Here is a 17157-nt window from a genome sequence, read left to right as displayed (position 1 = left end):
CCCTTATCCAACCCGATCACGCCATGACTCCGATACTCGCCTTCGACATCGAAACCATTCCCGACGTAAACGGCATCCGCCAGCTTTACGATTTGCCTGCCGATTTGCCCGACAATGAGGTCGTCCTGTTTGCCCAACAGCAACGCCGTGCCAAAACCGGCAGCGACTTTATGCAACACCATCTGCACCAAGTCGTTGCCATCTCCTGCTGTATGCGCTGGGGGCAAGACAAAATCCGCGTCAGCACCATCGGCGATCCCGAAGACAGCGAAGAAGTCATGATTGCCAAGTTCTTCGAGGTCATCGAAAACTATACGCCGCAACTCGTCAGCTGGAACGGCGGCGGTTTCGACCTGCCCGTCCTCCACTACCGCGCCCTGATACACGGCATCAGCGCCGCCCGTTATTGGGACATGGGCGACGGCGACTTTGGCGACAGTCGCGACTTTAAGTGGAACAACTACATCAGCCGCTACCACACCCGCCATTGCGACCTGATGGATTTGCTCGCCCTCTACCAACCGCGTGCCAGCGTACCTTTGGACGACATGGCCAAACTCTGCGGCTTCCCCGGCAAATTGGGCATGGACGGCAGCAAGGTTTGGGACGCCTATCATGCAGGCCGTCTGAAAGACATCCGCGACTATTGCGAAACCGATGCCGCCAATACCTACCTGATGTACATGCGCTTTCGCATGATGAGCGGCGCGCTCGATGCCGACGAATACGAAGTCGAAATCAAACGCATCAAACATTATCTGGCCGCACAAGCCGAAGAAAAACAACACTGGGCGGAGTTCGTCGCTGCTTGGCGTTAAACTAGGCCCTCTGATCAGACAAACCAGAAAACCAAAAGGGCGTGATCGACACGCCCTTTTTTATATATTCGACAAACCATGCCCACTAAGCAGGCAAACGCCCCAGCGTGACCCTGTCCAATCCAGCCAAATCCTGTTCGGTTGCCACTTCGACAAAACCGTTCTCCAGCATAATATTTCGCACTGCTTCGCCTTGGTCATAGCCATGTTCAAACAGCAGCCAGCCGTTGGCTTTCAGGTATTTGGGGGCTTCTTGGGTAATGTGGCGGATATGGCTGAGACCGTCTGAAAAGTCGGTCAACGCATTTTGCGGCTCAAACCTCAAATCGCCTTGCGATAAATGTTCATCGCCGTCCTCGATGTACGGCGGATTGGAAACAATCACATCATATTGGCCTTCAGACGGCCTGTCGGTATCAAACCACGAACCCTGCGCAAACTCCACTTTTGCGCCCAATTCGGCCGCATTTTGACGGGCAGTATCCAAAGCACCGACGCTGATATCAGATGCGCGAACATCGGCATCAACGCGTTCAAGCGCGACGGTCACGGCAATGGCGCCACTACCCGTCCCCAAATCCCACACGCGGCCTTGCGGCGGCAAGCGTTTGAGCACGGCTTCCACCAAATGCTCGGTTTCAGGGCGTGGAATCAGCACATGGGGATTGACGGCAAAACGTCGTCCGTAAAACTCACGTTCGCCCAACAGATAGGCCATCGGCTCGCCTTTCAGACGGCGTTGCGTCAAAATCTCCAAGGTTTGCAGGGCAGATTCTGCCAAATCGTCCGTACCGCGTGTAACCAGCTGCGCGCGCGTGTAACTCAGCGCATATTGCAACAACATCCGCGCTTCATTTTTGGGCAGTGCCGATTGGCGCAACCATTCATCAAGCGTCATTTTTCGTCCCATCTGCCAGCGTTGCGGCTTTTCTTTCCTTATTCTTTCCGGCAAACGTGCCGATGGTGGCAACCGCAAATGCGGCATACCACAAATAAAATCCTGCACCGTAACGCACGATATCCGCCGTATTTCCTGCTTCATCGACATGTACGGCTTTCACACTGAAAGCCACCAACGCCAAGCCCCAAAGTGCCGCATGGACAGGCACGACCTTCTTCCGCAACGCCAGCAAAACAATGGCCGCCAACAAAACATAATTCGCATAGGCCGCACAATACCTGATATCCAAAGAAGCAAATATCGACCCCAAAATCAAAACGGTTACACCCTTCATGCTTTCATGATTGCCCAAATAAAATGCAACATTGGACAAAGACGCTATCCACAGTGCAACCGACACCAGCAACATCGCTATGGGAAAACTTGATTTCCGATTCTCTTTCTGCATGGTTTTATCCTAATGTAAAAGGCCGTCTGAAACCTTTCAGACGGCCTGCCGTTTAAATTTCGCTACCGCCGACGGTCAGTCCGGCATCAATCCTCAGGGTCGGTTGTCCGACGCCGACAGGAACGCTCTGCCCTTCTTTGCCGCAGACGCCGATGCCGCTGTCGAGCGCAGAGTCGTTGCCTATCATGGAAACGTGTTTCAGCACTTCGGGGCCGTTGCCGATGATGGTTGCACCTTTGACAGGGTATTGCAGCTTGCCGCCTTCCACCCACCACGCTTCGGATGCGCTGAACACAAACTTGCCGCTGGTAATGTCCACTTGCCCGCCGCCGAAGTTAACGGCGTAAATGCCCTTGTCGATGGACGCAATGATTTCTTCCGGCTCATAGCCGCCGTTTTCCATAAAGGTATTAGTCATGCGCGGCATAGGTGCGGAGGCGTAACTTTCGCGGCGGCCGTTGCCGGTCGATTGCGTACCCATCAGGCGGGCGTTGGTCTCGTCCTGCATATAGCCGACCAAAATACCGTCTTCAATCAATACAGTACGGCGGGTTTCATTGCCTTCGTCGTCGATATTGAGCGACCCGCGTCTGTCGGCAATATCGCCTTGATCCACAACGGTCACGCCTTTGGCGGCCACGCGCTCACCGATTCGGCCGGAGAAAACGCTGGTTTCTTTACGGTTGAAATCGCCTTCCAAACCATGTCCGACCGCTTCGTGCAGCAACACGCCCGGCCAGCCGTTGCCCAAAACGACAGTCATCTCGCCGGCAGGCGCAGGACGGGATTCGAGGTTGGTCAGCGCTTGTTTGACGGCGGAATCGACAAACCGATGCACCAAATTTTCATCGAAATACGCCAAATCATAACGCCCGCCGCCGCCCGCGCTGCCCTGCTCGCGACGCTCGCCCTGCTTGGCAATGACAGTTACGTTCATGCGCACCATCGGGCGGATGTCGGCAGCGTGTTTACCGTCCAAACGGGCGATGTACACCATGTCGTATTCGCAGGTCAAACCGGCCATCACTTGTACGATACGCGGATCGGCGGCTTTGGCCAGCGTTTCGACTTTGTTTAACAGCGCGACTTTGGCAGCGGAATCGAGGCTGGCAATAGGGTCAATCGCCATGTGGACAGGCTTACCGTAGGCAGGTGTCGGCACTTTGACGCTGGCTTCGCCGCCGGCCGCACCAATCACGCGCACTGCTTTGGCAGAGCGGTTGATCGAATCGATACACAGGCTGTCGGCGTAGGCAAAAGCGGTTTTATCGCCCGAAACGGCACGCACGCCTACGCCCTGATCGATTTGGAAGCTACCCGATTTGACGATGCCCTCTTCCAAATGCCAGCTTTCATAGGCAGTACGCTGACAATAGATGTCGGCATAATCGACATGGTTGGCGCCGATAATGCTCAGGCTTTGGGCGAGCAAATCGGGGGAAAGATGGTTGGCTTCGAGCAAATCTCGCTGTACGGCGGCGTAGGTTTGTTGCATAATTTTTCAGACGACCCGACGAGCAGGCAAAGTTAATTTGGTCTTGATTATACGGCATTTTATATGGCTTTGGATATGTTGATTGCTTGGGTTTATGAGTGATTGAAACAAATCAAAAGGCCGTCTGAAATATAGGGTTGAAATGTTTACCTTACCCTATTTCAACGTCAGCCGTGTGAAGAAGATAACAAATCATCGTATGATTGATGCAGCGGCAGGCTGATAAAGATTCAAATAATAAATAGATTGGAATTAAAATGAAAAAGTTACTTGTTGTATTGCTAGGGCTGGCAAGCCTTAATGTTTATGCCAACGGCTGCGGCGGTGAATACCAACCGGCAACTGGAACATGCCGTATTATTGACAGCTCAGGTCAACAGATTCTATATAATGTAGGAAGACCTAACTCTGCTGCTCAGAGCCAACCAAAAATTATTAATATTAATGTTCCTTCAAAATATTTGGCACTAGCCATGAATTTAGAAACTGGTATATCAGGGGGTGCTCTCGATATGGATTCCCGTACTGCAGCAGAGAAAGAGGCCATTAGAACTTGTGAACGTGGAGGAAGCAACGCCCCATGCAAATTACTTGTATGGGCAAGAAATGGTTGTGTTGCTAGTGCACGAGGCAATGAAGAGAAACCAACACTATTCACGGTTACAGAAAAACCTGGGCTTACAGAAGAAAAAGCTTTAAGAAGATGCCAGAATGCTGGTGTTTCTGGATGCAGGATTTTCATCCCAGAAACTTGCTCACTGCCTAAATTCTAATAGACAAAAGGCCGTCTTTATTCAGACGGCCTTTTCAATCACGGCAAAGACGATACTGAAATTTAATTCTCATACAAAACAATCTATTACAGAAAAATCCCTTATTTTTTTAGTTTTGCTATTGATAATAGTTATTATTAGCGTATAATCAAAACCACTCGGAAGACGTCCTAATCCGAGCCATTAAACGACAGATTTTATCCCCCTCTTCCCCATTATCTCTTGATACTCGGAGTGCGCATATACGAAACATACCTGTTCCCCTTTATATCAGATACTCAAAACCGAAAAACATGAAACCCACTGCCGATACAGTGGGTTTCGTGTTTTGCGGCGTTCAGTTTATCAGACTTGACCGGCTGCTTATCAGGCCGTCTGAAACCGAATAGACCTGATTATCGGCAGGTTTTCATGTTCAATTTGCCATAACGGCCGACAATGTTTCTGATGTCTTGAGCATCGCGCTCGTCGACCGCCATGAAGACCACGGTCATGCGCGCCACGCTCAAACCGGTATCGGGCGCGCTTCTGTCTTCCTGCTCGACAATGCGCGCGCCGCCGAAACCTGCGCTGGACAAGCGTGAAATCAAAACTTGGGCGGAAGAACGGCTGCGTGTTACGTCAATGCTGATTTCGCCGTTGTGAATGCTGCCGCTAAAGCCGCGGCTGCCCAAGGCATCAAGCTGGGCGGAAGTGTCGCCGTCAGCAGGCAAGACCACACGGAAGGTTTTGGAAGAAGTCTCGCTACCGGATGCGCCGTTACGTTTTTCGATACTGCGGCTGGCCGCATGAGGCCATTTGCCCAACAGGCCTTTGATACGGTGGTAATCGTCTTCATCCATCACCACGGTGGCGCTGCTGGTACACAAGCGTTCCACGCCGGCCGCGTCCATCTCTTCTTCGGCGGCGCGGCGTTCTTGCGCTTCTTTCTCGCGGCGCATTTTTTCTTTTTTCTCTTTCAACTGCTGCGCTTCTTGTTTTTTACGCAAGGCTTCCGCTTCTTCGGATTCGGATTCGGGTTCGGCCATGATCAGGCCGTCTGATTCATCCGCCACCCAATCGGGCTGCGATGCCTGCTGCGGCTCGGCTTTGGGCGCGTCCAAAGAAGACGGGCGCAATAATTCGTGCGTGCCGCCTTCCAAGGCAGATTCGGGTTTGGCGGTTTTATGTTGTGTCCGATAGGCAACCATGCTGCCAAAAACAATGATGTTGAGTGCGACCAAGACCGCAAACAGCCATTTCATGATGCGTTTTCCTTTTTATTGTCCGTTGCGATGGGCAATCCAATGCAAGAGCCCGTGAATCACGAGATTATCGACGATTTTCACTTGATTGTCATGAACAAATGCCTCGGGCAAGGCTTGCACGACTCTGGCCGCACCGCCGCCCGTGATAATAATATCGACCGGTTTGCCCCCGCCCGTTTTGTCTTTCAGACGGCCATGCATCATCATCAACGCGCCGCAAACGGCATCCATCATGCCGCTGGCAATGGCGTTCGGCGTTGTGGTCGGGAACGGATATACCTTGCCGATGGGGCGGTTGAGGTTAGCGGTTTTGAGCGCCATCGCCTCTTTCATCAAGTGGAAACCGGGCATGATGGTGCCGCCGAGATAATGATTGTCTTCCGTCAGCGCGTCGGTGGTTACGGCGGTGCCGCAGCTGACGACTACGCAGGCGTTTTGCGTAAAGCGGCGGCTGCCCAGCGCATTAAACCAGCGGTCGGAACCATGTTCTTCAGGGCGGCGGTAATGGTTGCGGATGCCCAAAGCCTGCGGCATGGAAGACAGCCATTCGACCGGACGGGTCAATTGTTCTTCCACCATCGCTTTTTTGACCGAACCGCACACGGCGCAACCGACAATCTTCACATCTTCATCGGCAAATTGCAGCCATTCTTCGCCCAGCTTGGCCAAATCACGATACGGCGCACGGCTGACTTCGGTAAATGTGCCGTTCTCCACCCACGCCCATTTCAACTGGCTGTTGCCGCCGTCCAGCAGCAAAAAGCGTTCCGGCTTGGCGGCGGCAGGTTGTGCCGGACGGTTATCCGGGCGCAAGCTGATTTCGCCGCTGACGATGGTTTTCTCACCCTTGTCTGTCAGCAAACGCAACGCGCCTTGCGCGTCCACGCCTTTGACCACGCCTTCGTGGACAACGCGCCCTTCTTGAAGCAGCAAGACCGGCCTGCCTGTGTCGCGGTTGGCGGCATCGTATTCGCCGACACATGATGCAAATCCGTTTTGCGCGTATTCATTCAACAGCGCATCGAGTTGCGCCAACACCGCATTCAATAAGGCTTCGACGCTTACGCCCTGCTTAGAGGCCGTCTGAAACAAAGCCTGTACGGAAGTAGCGTTTTCCACTTCTTTCGGCAATACAAAATTAATGCCGATGCCGATGACGGCGACGGTTTTATTTTCCACCCGCGTCGTTTCAATCAACACGCCGGCCAATTTATCGTTGGCCACGACCAAATCGTTCGGCCACTTGATGTTCACGTCCAAACCGATATCGGCAAGCGCACGGCGGCAAGCCAATGCCACCACCAACGCCAGCGAACCCAGCTCATACTGCGGCTTGTCAAATGCCCAGCCTAGGCTGAACATCAAGCATTCGCCCTGTCGGTTGACCCAGCTTCGCCCCTGCCGTCCGCGCCCTTTGGTTTGAAAATGCGCCACACACAAAGCCTTGTGCGCCAAACCTGCCGACCGGCGCGCCAACGCCATGATTTCATCGTTGCTGGACGAGCATTCGTGTTTCAACTGCGCGCGAAAACCATGTTTCCCGGCCATTTGTTGCAGAGATTCTTCGGCAAACACAGCCAATGGGCGCACCAAACGCCATTGCCCGTCGTGCTGGCGCAGCAAGCCGCGGATATGGCCCGGCATCTGCTGCCAGAATCCGTTTAATTGTTGCGGCTTCATCCCGGCCGCACGCGCCAGCTGAGAAACGTGTTGCGGCAGGCCGTCTGAAAGCGCGGCGAGCAAGGCCCAATGGCGGCTGTTCAAATCCGTCATGCGCCTCCTCCGGCTTCACGGATTTTCGCCAACGTTTTGGTGGTCGAAGTCTGGTGTAAAAACGGAATCGAAAATACTTTGCCACCGCGCGCAAACGTCTCGGCCGCACCGACAATTTTATCCACAGGCCAATCGCCGCCTTTAATCAATACATCGGGTTTGACCATTTCAATCAACGCAGCCGGCGTGTCGTCATCAAACCATGTGACCAAATCCACGCTCGCCAATGCCGCTGCCACTGCCGCGCGGTTTTCCAAAGGATTAATCGGACGATCGTCCCCTTTGCCCTGACGGCGCACCGAAGCATCGGTATTCAACGCCAATACCAAAGCCGCACCGGCCGATCGCGCCTGCGCCAGATACGTTACATGGCCTCGGTGGAGAATATCGAAACAGCCGTTGGTAAACACCAGCGGACGGGGCAATGCCGCCAAACGCTCCGCCAGCTTTTCGGGCGGACAGATTTTGGATTCGAATTCTGGAGCTGACCATTCGGACATGATGCGGTTCCTTTGGGAATAAAACAGAAAATAATCGGGGTATTATAAAGGATAACGGCGAAACACCATAAAAAGATACCGAACGGTACGATATTCGGGCTTGACTGCGTATTCATCGGCATTTGGCAGACACCGTAAACGCCGTTTTTGCCGCTGCCATGATGGAACGGTTTGATGAACACTGTTTTTGAAACCCAATAAACTTGAAGTAAAATTCAGGGCATAAACGGGAAAAAGCCTGCATACAATATGCAGGCTTTCATCTGGGGTGGCTGATGGGGCTCGAACCCACGACAACTGGAATCACAATCCAGGGCTCTACCAACTGAGCTACAGCCACCGTAAAAATTGGCACGCCCGACAGGAATCGAACCTGTAACCCCCGACTTAGAAGGTCGGTGCTCTATCCGGTTGAGCTACGGGCGCTCATGCCGATTCGTGCTTAGAATTTTGTGGTCGGGGCGGTGGGATTCGAACTCACGACCCTCTGCTCCCAAAGCAGATGCGCTAACCGGGCTGCGCTACGCCCCGACTGAAGACCCGAACTATACAGACCCTTTTCAAGTCGGTCAACACTTACTTTGCTTTATTTTTCTATTTTTTATTTATCTTATTATTTTTAATCATTATTTATTTTTATGTTTCGTCATCGGGGCTACTCTTTTGTGTCAGGCCGTCTGAAAAATGCGATAATTTGAACGCAATATTTGTCCCTATTTAGAAGGAAAATCATGACTGCTCAACTTATAGACGGAAAAAAAATCTCCCAGCAACGCATCGAGGCGGTCGCGCAGGCGGTAAAGGCGCGTCAGGGAAAAGGTTTGCACACGCCTTGTTTGGCGGTGGTATTGGTCGGCGACGACCCTGCCAGCGCGGTTTATGTACGCAATAAAAAACTGGCCTGCCAAAAAAGCGGCATCGAATCTCGCTCTTACGAGCTGCCGTCTGAAACCACGCAAGACGATTTGTTGAAACTGGTGGACGAATTGAACGGCGATTCTGCCGTCGACGGTATTTTGGTGCAACTGCCGCTGCCGGCCCACATCGACAGCCAGGCGGTTTTGGAACGTATCGTGCCGCATAAAGATGTGGACGGCTTCCACCCTTACAACGTCGGCCGCCTGGTCGTCAAAATGCCGCTGATGCGCCCGTGCACACCCAAAGGCGTGATGACTTTGTTGGAAGCCTACGGCATCGACCCGAAAGGCAAAAAAGCCGTGATTGTCGGCGCGTCCAATATTGTCGGCCGCCCGCAGGCGTTGGAATTGCTGCTGTCCCGCGCGACGGTAACCATCTGCCACAGCGCCACGCAAAACCTTGCCGATGAAGTTGCCGCCGCCGATATTTTGGTGGTCGGCGTGGGCATTCCGAATTTTGTTAAAGGCGAATGGATCAAACCCGGCGCAGTCGTTATCGATGTGGGCATCAACCGCTTAGACGACGGCAGCCTGTGCGGCGACGTGGAATTTGACGTTGCCAAAGAACGTGCGTCCATGATTACGCCCGTTCCTGGCGGCGTCGGCCCGATGACGATTGCCACTTTGTTGGAAAACACGCTACACGCGGCCTCATTGCACGATTAATCACTGTCATTAAATTAGGCCGTCTGAACATGGTTTTTCAGACGGCCTGACCTGTTTTTTGTTTTTTTACCTTATCGGCTTCACATGTCCTTACTCGCTTCCCACACCGACAACCCGACTTTCCGCAATGCTTCCTATATCCTGATGGGTTTGGCTTTGCTGATTGTCTTGCACTACCATCTGCTGCCGCTGCTGCTGTCGGTTATCCTGACCTATATCTTTATTACGCGCACCAACGGCGTCATCCTCAAACTCCGCCGCCGTGTTTTACCGCGCAACACGCGGCTGCATAAATCGCTCAACGCGCACAATATCAACCTGATTTCCACCACACTGACGCTGGCCATCGTGTTCAGCATCATTGCGATGATGTCTTTGGGCATTTACCACCTGATACACGGCGGCCACGTCGGCTTTATGCTGGCCAAGCTGGCGGCGATTTTGGAAGACACCAAAAACAGCCAAGACCTGCCTGCGGCCATTCTCAATATGCTGCCCAACAATATGGCCGAAATCAAAGCCTCGGCAATCAAGCTGATTGACGAATACCGCGCCGCGCTGACCCGCATCAGTAAAAACAGCATCACGTCCTTCGTGTACATCCTCATCGGCATCATTATCGGCGCCATGCTCAGCTTCCACCGCCTGAAAATGCGTAAAAACCGCCGCAAAATGCCATTGTTTAAAGCCGAATTGGTGCAACGCATCGTCACTTTTGAAACCAGCTTTGAACGCGTGTTCCTCGCCCAAGTCAAAATCTCGCTGATCGACACTTTCCTGACCGGCCTGTACCTTTACTTGGTTTTACCGCTGTTCGGCGTTGAGCTGCCGTTTAAAATGACCGTCCTGATCGTCGCCTTTATCGTCGGCCTGATTCCGGTGGCGGGCAACCTGATTTCCAACACCATCATCATTATTTTGAGCCTCGGCGCATCGCTTTACGTCGCACTCGCCTCGCTGGTGTTCCTCGTTGTCATCCACAAGCTCGAATATTTCCTCAACGCCAAAATCATCGGCTCGGAAATCGAATCCAGCGCGTGGGAATTGCTGGTGGCAATGGTCGTCTTTGAACGCATTTTCGGCATCGGCGGCATCATCGTCGCGCCGGTTTATTACGCCTATTTGAAAAACGAATTGAAACTGCGAAAATTGATTTAATCAGTTGCATTTATACACATCAAAGGCCGTCTGAAAACGACAATCGGGTTTTCAGACGGCCTTTGCTTTACCTTTTCTTACACTTTACGGCATAATGACAACCACGCATTTCTAGAAGAAAGACAAACAATGTCAACCAAAACCCCTTCCCTATTCGGCGGCGCGATGATTATCGCCGGTACGGTTATCGGCGCAGGCATGCTTGCCAATCCGACCGCCACCTCCGGCGTCTGGTTTGCCGGCTCGCTGGTCGTGTTGCTGTACACCTGGTTTTCCATGCTCTCCAGCGGCCTGATGATTTTGGAAGTCAACACCCATTATCCGCACGGCGCCAGCTTCGACACCATGGTCAAAGACCTACTCGGCCCGGCTTGGAACATCATCAACGGCGTTGCCGTCGCTTTCGTTTTATACCTGCTCACCTACGCCTACATCTTCGTCGGCGGCGACCTGACCGCCAAAGGCATCGGCAGCGCGGTAGGCGGCGAAATTTCGCTCTCCGTCGGCCAACTCGTCTTCTTCGGCATCCTCGCCTTTTGCGTTTGGGCATCCGCACGCTTGGTTGACCGCTTCACCAGCATCCTTATCGGCGGCATGGTATTGACCTTTATTTGGGCAACCGGCGGCCTGATTGCCGATGCCAAAATGCCTGTTTTGTTTGACACCCAAGCCCCGGCCGGCACCCACTACTGGATGTATGCTGCCACTGCACTGCCCGTCTGCCTTGCCTCATTCGGCTTCCACGGCAACGTCTCCAGCCTGCTCAAATACTTTAAAGGCGACGCGCCCAAAGTGGCCAAATCCCTGTGGTCGGGCACGCTGATTGCCTTGGTGATTTACGTCCTCTGGCAAATCGCCATCCAAGGCAACCTGCCGCGCAGCGAGTTTGCACCGGTTATCGCCGCCGAAGGCCAAGTTTCCGTCCTGATCGAAACGCTGTCCAAGTTCGCCCAAACCGGCAATATGGACAAAGTGTTGACCCTGTTCTCCTACATGGCGATTGCAACGTCCTTCCTCGGCGTAACACTCGGCCTGTTCGACTACATCGCCGACATCTTCAAATGGAACGACAGCATCTCCGGCCGCACCAAAACCGCCGCGCTGACCTTCCTACCGCCCCTGATTTCCTGCCTGCTCTTCCCCACCGGCTTCGTTACCGCCATCGGCTATGTCGGCCTGGCCGCTACCATCTGGACCGGCATCATCCCGGCCATGCTGCTCTACCGCTCGCGCAAAAAATTCGGCGCCGGCAAAAACTACCAAGTTTACGGCGGATTCCGGCTGATGGTTTGGGTTTTCCTCTTCGGCGTCATCAACATTGCCGCCCAAATATTGAGCCAAATGGAGCTTGTTCCCGTATTTAAAGGTTAAATTCCCTTAAGGCCGTCTGAAACACCCTCTTTCAGACGGCCTAATTCATTATTTTCCGCTACAATACCCCCTTTCCCCCCAACGAACCCCGTCCATGTACGACAATATCCGTTTCCACCTCGACGAAGACTATCCCGACCAGCTCCCGCCCGAAAACGCCGCCACCCACATCGGCATGTACTGGCAGTGGGCGGCAAAATCAGGCCTCGTCAACCCCGTCTGGCAAACCGCCCCCGAAACCGAGGCCGACTTCGCCGCCATGACCGCAGGCACGATCAGCGGACGGCACTTCCTGCTCAAACACATGGACGGCGCATTGACGGCGGACGACTTTACCGAACTCGGCCAACGGTTTACCGAGTTCTACTACACCGACGAAGAAGACGGCTACGGCGCATTTATGGAAGACTACGTCCTCGCCCTCGACACGCCCTCGCTCGGCGGCTTCTACCACGTCAAAAACACCCCGGAAACCTTCGCCAAACTGACACCCGTTTTTCAGACGGCCTTTGAAAAATGGCAAAGCAGTTTGAAAGCAGAAAAATAAGGGCCCGAACCATGAAACTCATCATCCTCGACCGCGACGGCGTCATCAATCAAGACCGCGACGATTTCGTCAAATCCGTTGACGAATGGATTCCCATCGAAGGCAGCATGGATGCCATCGCCTTTTTAACGCAGGCAGGCTACACCATCGCCGTGGCCACCAACCAATCCGGCATCGGCCGAAAATACTTTACCGTGCAAGACCTGACCGAAATGCACGCGAAAATGCACCGCCTTGCCGTTCAAGCCGGCGGCACCATCGACGGCATATGGTTTTGCCCGCATACCGCCGTCGACAACTGCGAATGCCGCAAACCCAAACCCGGCATGATTCTCGACATCATCGAACGCTTCAAAGCCGATGCTGCCGAAACCTGGCTGGTCGGCGACAGCCTGCGCGACCTGCAGGCCATTGATGCCGCTGGCGGCAAATCTGCGCTCGTCCTGACCGGCAAAGGCAAAAAAACGCTGGTCCAACACGAACAAGACCTGCCCGAACACACCCAAATCTTCGACAACCTGCTCGCTTTCTCGCAATACATCATGCGCGAAAACACACAAATCGAAGAAACCGCGCAAGCCATCTTATAAACAAACAACAAGGCCGTCTGAAACCTGATCACACCGGCGTTCAGACGGCCTTCCAACGACAGACTTTTCCCCGATATGCTGATTATCCGCAACCTGATTTACTGGTTCATCCTTTCCTCCAGCATTATTTTGCTGTTCCCCTTTATGCTGCTTGCCCTGCCCTTCCAAGGCGGCGCGCACAAAATGGCACAAGTTTGGGTACGCATCCTCAATTGGTCGCTCAAACACGTCATCGGTTTGAACTACACCTTAAGCGGCGCGGAAAACATTCCCGACCGACCGGCCATCATTTGCGCCAAACACCAAAGCGGCTGGGAAACCCTCGCCCTGCAAGAAATTTTTCCGCCTCAAGTCTATGTTGCCAAACGCGAACTTTTCAAAATCCCTTTCTTCGGCTGGGGCTTGAAACTGGTTAAAACCATCGGCATCGACCGCAGCAACAGCCGCGAAGCCAACAGGCAGCTGATAGAACAAGGCCTTGCGCGCAAAAACGAAGGCTACTGGATTACCATTTTCCCCGAGGGCACACGCCTGCCGCCCGGCGAAAAAGGCCGCTACAAACTCGGCGGCGCGCGTATGGCAAAAATGTTTGAGATGGACATCGTCCCCGTCGCGCTCAACAGCGGCGAGTTTTGGCCGCGCAACTCCTTCCTCAAATACCCCGGCACCGTCAGCGTCATCATCGGCAAACCCATTGCCTACGGCAGCGGCAACGAAGCCGAACTCATGGCCCAATGCGAGCAATGGATAGAAAGCCAACAGCCCCTGATTACCGGACAAGGCCCGTTCGCGCCCCAAACCAAATAAATCATTCCATCGGGTGGGTCGCCATGCCCGCTCCTTTCCCTCAAACACCATGCCCCGCCTCCATACCCACACCCTTTCAGACGGCCTGACCATTCATATCCAGCTCAAACGCAGTGCCAAGAAAAACCTTATCTTGCGCCCCGTTTCCGCTGATACCGTCAGCATCAATATCCCGCCGTTTGTGACCCAGCGCAACTTTACCCAATGGCTGAACGACAACGAGGCCATCCTGCGCCGCACCCTAAACAAAACACCAGCCCAGCAAAAATCCACCGACACGCTTCCCGAATGGATTTGGTATCAAGGCGTTCAGACGGCCTTGTCCGTCCACACGGCAAACCACATCCAAATCAGGCCGTCTGAAATCCTGTTGCCCGAAAAAGAAACCGCCGCCCAACTCACCCATTTGCGCCGCTTCCTGCTCGAACGTGCGCACGAATACCTGCTGCCGCGTCTCGAAAGCCATATCCGAACCACCCGCCTGACCCCGAGCGCCATTTCCCTTTCCAACGCCAAAACCTTCTGGGGTGTTTGCCGCCACACCACCGGCATCCGCCTCAACTGGCGACTCATCGGCGCGCCCGAATATGTCGCCGACTACGTCTGCCTGCACGAACTCGCCCACCTGCGCCATCCCGACCACAGCCCTGCATTTTGGGCGCTGACCCGCTCGCTCACACCGCATGTCGATCAAGCCAAACAATGGCTGAAGGCACACGGAGGCGAATTGTTCCTTCTCGGCTAAGCCTTTACTTTCAGTATTTTTCTGCAAGCAAACACCGGCCCAAGGCAAAGAATCAACGCCTTCCAAACAAATCATGTAGCCGCGCGTAAAATCGAGTTTATCCGCTTGCCGCCCTACAGGCATGCCGATAAGATGATGTCGTTCTCCAAACCCTTTTCAGAAAGGAAAACCGATGACCAAAGCAAAATCGTTACTGGCCACCGGCATTTTGGCTCTTTTCTCCGCCACGGCATTCGCCTCCCCGCTGCCTTCCGAAATCTACCGTCCGGCAGGCGCACACACCATCAAAGCCGATCATCAAGGCGACGGTGAGTTTGAATACGAAGCCGAACTTTCCGGCCGACACAATTCCATTCCTTCCCTGGCCAAAAAAGTGATCGCCCACGCGCGCAGCAAAGGTTTCCATGTGGTCGAGTCCGAAATCAAACACGACGATGCCGATCTGAAATTCAAACGCGGCAAACAAGAGCTGGACGTTTCCATCGAAGACAAAGGCCAAGGCCGTATCGAATACAAAGCCGATTTAGATTTGGATAAAAACTAAATCCGATCCGTAAACAAAGGCCGTCTGAAATCCCATCGGGTTTCAGACGGCCTTTTGTCGTCTTTATCAGATAAAATGGCAATCGGTTTGCAAAATTTCCAACTCAAAACATTGTACAATCTGCCCACTTATACCGATAACATCCCAAACATTGCCATGAAAAAACGTCTGCTCCTCCTCACCATCCTTCCCCTTTCCCTTCACGCCGCCGATGTGCCGCCCGACGTGAAACCCGAGCTTCAAGTCAACACTGCCGAACCCCAACAACCCGAAACGCACAACATACCTGCCGAGCAGACAAACAGGCCGTCTGAAAAAATCATCAACGTCGATGCCGACACCCTGCTTGCCAACACCGAATTACTGGCACGCGCCATGTATTCCGCCGTTGTCGCCCACAACATCCCCGGCATCAAAGCCGTTTTACCCATTTACGAACAATGGCCAGAACACGACCGTGCCATGGCACGCTATGCCAAAGGTTTGCTTGCCCAATCCGAAGGGCGCGCCGCCGAAGCCGTCGGCCATTACCGCCGCTTTATCGCCGAGCAGCCCGACGCCTCCGCCGTCCGCTGGCAGCTTGCAACCGCCTTGTTTGAAGACAAACAAAACGAAGCCGCGGCCGACCAGTTCGACAAACTGCAAACCGAATCCCTCCCGCCCGCCTTGCAAGAACGCATCGAAACCTACCGCAAAGCCCTACGCGAACGCGACTCATGGCAATTCAACGCTGGCCTGAACATCACACGCGAACAAAACATCAACCAAGCCCCCGGCCAACGCCGTCTGGGCAACCACCTGAGCGACGAACAATGCCGCGCCGTGCGCCTTGTCTATCCTGACGACGACTGCTTCCGAGGCTGGACCTTCCCCGAGCCCATCGATGCCACCGCCGTCCACTACCAAATCGGTGCAGAAAAAAAATGGTCGCTGCCGCGCGGCTTCTATGCCACGGCAGGCGCAGACCATTACGGCAAAATCTATCCCAAACACACCAACTACAACGACCTCACCACACGCTTCTCGGCAGGCCTCGGCTATGCCGACCAGCGCAGCGATATCGGCATTACCCCGTTCCACGAACGCCGCTTCTACGGCAACGACCCCTACACCTACACCAACGGCGCACGCCTTCACTACAACCATTGGTGGCAACCCAAGCTGCAAACCCTCAGCGCATTTGAAGCAGGCCGTCTGAAAAACAGCCGCCGCGAGCATTCCGACAACACCAGCCAACTGCTCAGCAATTCCATCGTGTACCACCGCAACGCGCGCCAATACTGGGTAGCCGGTATCGACCTCTACCGCGAACGCAACCGCGATGACAAAAGCGACAGCTTCAACCGCTACGCCCTGCGCGGCACATGGGGACAAGAATGGCCCAAAGGCCTCTCCACCGTCCTACGCCTCAGCGTCGCCCAACGCCTTTACCAAGCCCCCAGCTTCTTCAGCAACGAACAAAACCGCCGCGACAAAGAAGCCTCCGCCTCCCTAAGCGTATGGCACCGCGCCCTCCATTTCAAAGGCATCACCCCGCGCCTGACCATTGCCCACAACAAAACATGGAGCAACGACAAGTTCTACGAATACGGCAAAACCAAAATGTTTGTCGAACTGAGCAAAACATTCTGACAAGTAGAAACCAAAGCCATATTGCCCACACTGTGATGCAATCTCTATTTTGGCTGTTTTAAACTCACAAGGCCGTCTGAATATTTCAGACGGCCCATATTTTCGATAAACCCTCAATTTTTCCATTGTATAAACGAAATTTTATAACAGCATTAAATATTAATTTAAACAAATAAACTGATTTTAAATTCTATAAAATAATTAAAATAAAGAAATTTTAGAATA

General features: G+C 53.5%; 17 protein-coding genes and 3 tRNA genes. 11 read left to right on the top strand and 9 right to left on the bottom strand.

Annotation, left to right across the window (positions count from 1 at the left end; translation table 11 throughout):
* Positions 1-23 precede the first annotated feature (23 nt).
* The gene (locus tag ACTHRY_RS01570; RefSeq protein WP_039863832.1) at positions 24-818 is read left to right on the top strand and encodes a 3'-5' exonuclease; all 795 of its coding nucleotides are present in this window, start codon (positions 24-26) and stop codon (positions 816-818) included.
* Between the two features lie 85 nt (positions 819-903).
* On the opposite strand, the gene prmC is transcribed toward ACTHRY_RS01570, so the two are convergent.
* Genes prmC through tldD form a run of 3 tightly spaced genes read right to left on the bottom strand, consistent with a single transcriptional unit; the run spans position 904 to position 3662 of the window.
* Positions 904-1716: a peptide chain release factor N(5)-glutamine methyltransferase gene (prmC, locus tag ACTHRY_RS01565; RefSeq protein ID WP_440374009.1), complete on the bottom strand. Its 813-nt coding sequence runs from the start codon at positions 1714-1716 to the stop codon at positions 904-906.
* A complete protein-coding gene (locus tag ACTHRY_RS01560; protein ID WP_070822043.1) occupies positions 1706-2167 on the bottom strand; it encodes a hypothetical protein in 462 nt (153 codons plus the stop codon). Before ACTHRY_RS01560 ends, prmC begins: the two co-directional genes overlap by 11 nt.
* Before the next feature lie 52 nt (positions 2168-2219).
* A complete protein-coding gene (gene tldD, locus ACTHRY_RS01555) occupies positions 2220-3662 on the bottom strand; it encodes a metalloprotease TldD (protein ID WP_036492608.1) in 1443 nt (480 codons plus the stop codon).
* A gap of 257 nt (positions 3663-3919) precedes the next feature.
* On the opposite strand from tldD, the gene ACTHRY_RS01550 reads away from it, so the two are divergent.
* The gene (locus ACTHRY_RS01550) at positions 3920-4435 is read left to right on the top strand and encodes a DUF4189 domain-containing protein (protein ID WP_308881618.1); all 516 of its coding nucleotides are present in this window, start codon (positions 3920-3922) and stop codon (positions 4433-4435) included.
* Between the two features lie 395 nt (positions 4436-4830).
* On the opposite strand, the gene ACTHRY_RS01545 is transcribed toward ACTHRY_RS01550, so the two are convergent.
* The 6 genes from ACTHRY_RS01545 to ACTHRY_RS01520 form a co-directional block, all read right to left on the bottom strand.
* Positions 4831-5679: a cell division protein gene (locus ACTHRY_RS01545; RefSeq protein WP_440373982.1), complete on the bottom strand. Its 849-nt coding sequence runs from the start codon at positions 5677-5679 to the stop codon at positions 4831-4833.
* A 15-nt stretch (positions 5680-5694) separates the two neighbouring features.
* Positions 5695-7455 carry a bifunctional biotin--[acetyl-CoA-carboxylase] ligase/type III pantothenate kinase gene (locus tag ACTHRY_RS01540; protein WP_440373981.1) on the bottom strand — a complete coding sequence of 587 codons (1761 nt, stop codon included), beginning with the start codon at positions 7453-7455 and terminating at the stop codon, positions 5695-5697.
* Entirely contained in the window at positions 7452-7958 is a 507-nt protein-coding gene (locus ACTHRY_RS01535; protein WP_107723979.1) for an adenylyltransferase/cytidyltransferase family protein, read from the bottom strand. The genes ACTHRY_RS01540 and ACTHRY_RS01535 overlap by 4 nt, the downstream gene beginning before the upstream one ends.
* A 261-nt stretch (positions 7959-8219) precedes the next feature.
* Positions 8220-8295: transfer RNA gene (locus ACTHRY_RS01530), tRNA-His, on the bottom strand.
* A gap of 9 nt (positions 8296-8304) precedes the next feature.
* Positions 8305-8381 (bottom strand) — tRNA-Arg (locus ACTHRY_RS01525).
* Between the two features lie 27 nt (positions 8382-8408).
* Positions 8409-8486: transfer RNA gene (locus ACTHRY_RS01520), tRNA-Pro, on the bottom strand.
* 200 nt (positions 8487-8686) lie between these two features.
* Here ACTHRY_RS01520 and folD point away from each other — a divergent pair.
* The 9 genes from folD (at position 8687) to ACTHRY_RS01475 (ending at position 16932) form a co-directional block, all read left to right on the top strand.
* Positions 8687-9538: a bifunctional methylenetetrahydrofolate dehydrogenase/methenyltetrahydrofolate cyclohydrolase FolD gene (gene folD, locus ACTHRY_RS01515; RefSeq protein ID WP_049322948.1), complete on the top strand. Its 852-nt coding sequence runs from the start codon at positions 8687-8689 to the stop codon at positions 9536-9538.
* Positions 9539-9622: 84 nt separating this feature from the next.
* Positions 9623-10696, top strand: a complete 1074-nt coding sequence (locus ACTHRY_RS01510; protein WP_049322947.1) for an AI-2E family transporter — start codon at positions 9623-9625, stop codon at positions 10694-10696.
* Positions 10697-10825: 129 nt separating this feature from the next.
* A complete protein-coding gene (locus tag ACTHRY_RS01505; protein WP_440373980.1) occupies positions 10826-12067 on the top strand; it encodes an aromatic amino acid transporter in 1242 nt (413 codons plus the stop codon).
* Positions 12068-12161: 94 nt separating this feature from the next.
* On the top strand, positions 12162-12614 hold the full coding sequence (locus ACTHRY_RS01500) for a DUF7832 domain-containing protein (RefSeq protein ID WP_440373979.1): 453 nt from the start codon (positions 12162-12164) through the stop codon (positions 12612-12614).
* Between the two features lie 11 nt (positions 12615-12625).
* Positions 12626-13204, top strand: coding sequence for a D-glycero-beta-D-manno-heptose 1,7-bisphosphate 7-phosphatase (gene gmhB, locus ACTHRY_RS01495; protein ID WP_440373978.1), 579 nt, complete (start codon positions 12626-12628; stop codon positions 13202-13204).
* 75 nt (positions 13205-13279) lie between these two features.
* A complete protein-coding gene (locus ACTHRY_RS01490; RefSeq protein WP_049347813.1) occupies positions 13280-14011 on the top strand; it encodes a lysophospholipid acyltransferase family protein in 732 nt (243 codons plus the stop codon).
* Positions 14012-14060: 49 nt separating this feature from the next.
* Entirely contained in the window at positions 14061-14756 is a 696-nt protein-coding gene (locus ACTHRY_RS01485; protein ID WP_440373977.1) for a M48 family metallopeptidase, read from the top strand.
* A 172-nt stretch (positions 14757-14928) separates the two neighbouring features.
* Positions 14929-15300: a hypothetical protein gene (locus ACTHRY_RS01480; RefSeq protein WP_036492581.1), complete on the top strand. Its 372-nt coding sequence runs from the start codon at positions 14929-14931 to the stop codon at positions 15298-15300.
* A gap of 156 nt (positions 15301-15456) precedes the next feature.
* Positions 15457-16932: a surface lipoprotein assembly modifier gene (locus tag ACTHRY_RS01475; RefSeq protein ID WP_239662101.1), complete on the top strand. Its 1476-nt coding sequence runs from the start codon at positions 15457-15459 to the stop codon at positions 16930-16932.
* Positions 16933-17157 lie beyond the last annotated feature (225 nt).

It is taken from the genome of Neisseria sp. P0004.S004 (genome assembly GCF_051963335.1).
GTDB lineage: Bacteria > Pseudomonadota > Gammaproteobacteria > Burkholderiales > Neisseriaceae > Neisseria.
Note: the sequence above shows the minus strand (reverse complement) of the source record. Positions and strands in the feature narration are given on the sequence as shown.

What these genes read in the sequence shown, in the direction of transcription:
- tldD (WP_036492608.1), bottom strand. Translation starts at nt 3,662, where the DNA reads ATGCAACAAACCTACGCCGCCGTACAGCGAGATTTGCTCGAAGCCAAC.
- ACTHRY_RS01475 (WP_239662101.1), top strand. Translation starts at nt 15,457, where the DNA reads ATGAAAAAACGTCTGCTCCTCCTCACCATCCTTCCCCTTTCCCTTCAC.
- ACTHRY_RS01480 (WP_036492581.1), top strand. Translation starts at nt 14,929, where the DNA reads ATGACCAAAGCAAAATCGTTACTGGCCACCGGCATTTTGGCTCTTTTC.
- ACTHRY_RS01550 (WP_308881618.1), top strand. Translation starts at nt 3,920, where the DNA reads ATGAAAAAGTTACTTGTTGTATTGCTAGGGCTGGCAAGCCTTAATGTT.
- ACTHRY_RS01510 (WP_049322947.1), top strand. Translation starts at nt 9,623, where the DNA reads ATGTCCTTACTCGCTTCCCACACCGACAACCCGACTTTCCGCAATGCT.
- ACTHRY_RS01560 (WP_070822043.1), bottom strand. Translation starts at nt 2,167, where the DNA reads ATGCAGAAAGAGAATCGGAAATCAAGTTTTCCCATAGCGATGTTGCTG.
- gmhB (WP_440373978.1), top strand. Translation starts at nt 12,626, where the DNA reads ATGAAACTCATCATCCTCGACCGCGACGGCGTCATCAATCAAGACCGC.
- ACTHRY_RS01540 (WP_440373981.1), bottom strand. Translation starts at nt 7,455, where the DNA reads ATGACGGATTTGAACAGCCGCCATTGGGCCTTGCTCGCCGCGCTTTCA.
- ACTHRY_RS01490 (WP_049347813.1), top strand. Translation starts at nt 13,280, where the DNA reads ATGCTGATTATCCGCAACCTGATTTACTGGTTCATCCTTTCCTCCAGC.
- ACTHRY_RS01500 (WP_440373979.1), top strand. Translation starts at nt 12,162, where the DNA reads ATGTACGACAATATCCGTTTCCACCTCGACGAAGACTATCCCGACCAG.
- ACTHRY_RS01545 (WP_440373982.1), bottom strand. Translation starts at nt 5,679, where the DNA reads ATGAAATGGCTGTTTGCGGTCTTGGTCGCACTCAACATCATTGTTTTT.
- ACTHRY_RS01505 (WP_440373980.1), top strand. Translation starts at nt 10,826, where the DNA reads ATGTCAACCAAAACCCCTTCCCTATTCGGCGGCGCGATGATTATCGCC.
- folD (WP_049322948.1), top strand. Translation starts at nt 8,687, where the DNA reads ATGACTGCTCAACTTATAGACGGAAAAAAAATCTCCCAGCAACGCATC.
- ACTHRY_RS01485 (WP_440373977.1), top strand. Translation starts at nt 14,061, where the DNA reads ATGCCCCGCCTCCATACCCACACCCTTTCAGACGGCCTGACCATTCAT.
- prmC (WP_440374009.1), bottom strand. Translation starts at nt 1,716, where the DNA reads ATGACGCTTGATGAATGGTTGCGCCAATCGGCACTGCCCAAAAATGAA.
- ACTHRY_RS01570 (WP_039863832.1), top strand. Translation starts at nt 24, where the DNA reads ATGACTCCGATACTCGCCTTCGACATCGAAACCATTCCCGACGTAAAC.